Source organism: Flavobacterium filum DSM 17961 (assembly GCF_000425465.1).
GTDB classification, from domain to species: domain Bacteria; phylum Bacteroidota; class Bacteroidia; order Flavobacteriales; family Flavobacteriaceae; genus Flavobacterium; species Flavobacterium filum.
The window spans coordinates 1-2,643 of the sequence record NZ_AUDM01000045.1; the positions used below are offsets into that span (position 1 = coordinate 1).

Annotated in this window: 2 protein-coding genes; both read right to left on the reverse strand. The window is 36.9% G+C overall.

Going from position 1 to position 2,643, the window contains the following annotated elements; translation table 11 throughout:
• Positions 1 to 163: 163 nt before the first annotated feature.
• On the reverse strand, positions 164 to 901 hold the full coding sequence (gene istB / locus H601_RS0112905; protein ID WP_026711877.1) for an IS21-like element helper ATPase IstB: 738 nt from the start codon (positions 899 to 901) through the stop codon (positions 164 to 166).
• Positions 902 to 917: 16 nt separating this feature from the next.
• Entirely contained in the window at positions 918 to 2,444 is a 1,527-nt protein-coding gene (gene istA, locus H601_RS0112910; RefSeq protein ID WP_211223559.1) for an IS21 family transposase, read from the reverse strand.
• Between the last annotated feature and the right edge of the window lie 199 nt (positions 2,445 to 2,643).

Here is a 2,643-nt window from a genome sequence, read left to right on the forward strand (position 1 = left end):
TGCAAATTCCGGTCAAATTGACCACCCAATTCCGATTTAAAGTGACCACCTGATTTCGGTTGAAAGTGACCACCCAATTCCGGTTCAAATTGACCACCCCGATTTTTCACCTAAAATTACTTTTTTTCATGTGTTAGTTTCTATTCAAAAATAGTTAAAAAAATTAATCTTTATTAATGGTTTTTTTCTTCCGCATCGATTCACCCAATAATTCGATTCTGTGTGAATGATGTATCAAACGATCCAAGATAGCATCGGCGATTGTTTTTTCTCCAATAATGTCATACCATCCTTGTACCGGTATCTGTGAAGTAACGATAATAGAACCGTTATTGTGCCTATCTTCAATGATTTCTAGAAGTGTAATTCGGTTTTGACTATCGAGAGCTTGGAGACCAAAATCGTCTAAAATAATTACATCTTGTTTTTCTATTTTGGCTAGTTCACGCAAATACGAACCGTCTGCTTTGGCCATTTTTAACTTGGCAAAAAGTTTTGAAGTATTGAAGTAACTGACCTTATAACCTTGTATACAGGCTTGATAACCCAATGCCGTACCTAAAAAACTTTTACCGACACCGGTGCTTCCGGTGATTAAAACGTTTTGATTTTTCTCTACAAACTCGCATTCTGCCAATCGAAAAACAAGAGTACGGTCCAAATTCCGGGATTCATCAAAATGGATATTTTCAATGTTTGACTTGTAATGGAACCGGGCGTTTTTAATGCTTCGCTCAATGCGTCTGTTATGCCTTTCATCCCATTCGGCATCAATAATCATTGACACAAATTGGTCAATGGTGTAATGGTCTGTTTTACCGCTTTCTAATGCGGTTTTAAAAGCACTATGCATGCCATAGAGCTTCATTTGTTTCATTTTGCTTTCTGTTGCTTGATTCATAGGTAATGGTTTTAAATTATTCATAATAGTTTTTGCCTCTAATGTTTTGGTGTTCAGGTAAGTCTTGATTCAAGTCTTTATCTTCATCAATAGAGTCTAAGTTGTTTTCCAAAATGTTTTGTATGGTTTTAAAGTTGTAAATCTTAAAATCAAGAGCTCTTTTGCAAGCATTGATTAATCGTATTCTGCCCACTTTTTTCTCGAACGTCAGAACTCCTAAACAACTCTTGAAAGCCTGTTCAGGGTGGTTTCTGTTCTCTATGATTTTAATGATAAATTCACCCACACAAGGGTCGATACTGTTTGCCCAATCAATAAAACGAGTAGCACTCCAATCAGCTACAAACTGATGTGTACTGGCTAAATGTTCCGCATTGGTGGTGTATACAAAAGGTTTAGGATTTCTTTGATGAATGGCAATTCGATTGTATTTGTAATATACTTCAACTACTGATTGTGTATACAAAAGCTTGACTTTTTTACGGATGTATTGATAGGGAACGCTGTAATAGTTTTTATCCTGACTATGTTGTACATGTCCGTTTTGCATAACCGTAGCAAAAGAATGTAACTTGATTTCAAAACGCTCTAGTGGCAATGGGCGTAGTTTGTCCTTCTCGTCCTCCAAGAAGAGTTCGTATCGAGAATAAGGTCTTCCAGTGAGTTTTTTACGATTATGGAGATCTAATAATTCCCAAATAGCTTCATTCAATTGCTCTAAATTAAAAAACACCTTGTTTTTAAGATGCACATAAATTCTTGGGTATAAAATCTTAACTGCTCCTTCAACCAATGATTTATCTCTTGGTTTATAAGCCCTAGCAGGTAGTATGGTAGTTTCATAATGTTCCGCTAAATCAGCTAAAGTTTCATTAATCGTTGGTTCAAAACGACTACTTTTTATGACTGCCGATTTTAAATTGTCAGGAACAATCGCAGCTGGAGTTCCACCAAAATAACGCATGGCGTTTTCTACAGAATTTACAAAATCTTCCTTCTGTTGACTCATCGAGCCTTCTGCGTAGGTGTATTGGCTGGCACCAAGAATCGCTACAAAAAACTCAACTTCTTTTATTTCTCCGGTATTCTCATCAACGATAGAAAGTTTTTTTCCGGCATAATCCACATACATCTTATCTCCCGATTTATGTTGGATATGCATCACCGGATTCACACGATTGCTCCAGTTTTTAAAGTGAACTCTAAATTGTGAGCTCCGCACTCCATCAGGGTTTGCGGCAAAGTACAGTTCCCACTGCTGTTGAACAGTTGCCCCAACGTTCTTAAGCTCTCGCTCTATTTGTGGAAAAAAGCTATAAAGCTTCTCTAGCTTAGGATTGACCTGTTCTGCAGTGTTTCCAACGAAAATAGCTTCTAGTTCAGCATCTGTCTTCTCAGCTATATAATCAAGGCTGTAGCCCGATACTTTGAACAAAGAAATATACTTCTTTACCGTGTTTCTGGAAAGTGAAAGGTACTTGCTGATAAATAAATTACTCTTGCCCTTGCAATGAAATTTAATGACTTTTCTTATCTTACTCATGTCTGTTATTTTATTTGCCATAATTCGTTTTTCAACGAATTTAGGTGGCTAACAGCATGAAAAAAAGTAGTATTTTTCGGTGGTCAATTTCAACCGGAAAGTGGTGGTCATTTTGACCCGAAATTAGGTGGTCATTTTGAATCGGAATCGATGGTCAATTTGCTCCGGAATTAGGTGGTCAATTTGACCGTTTTTTCCA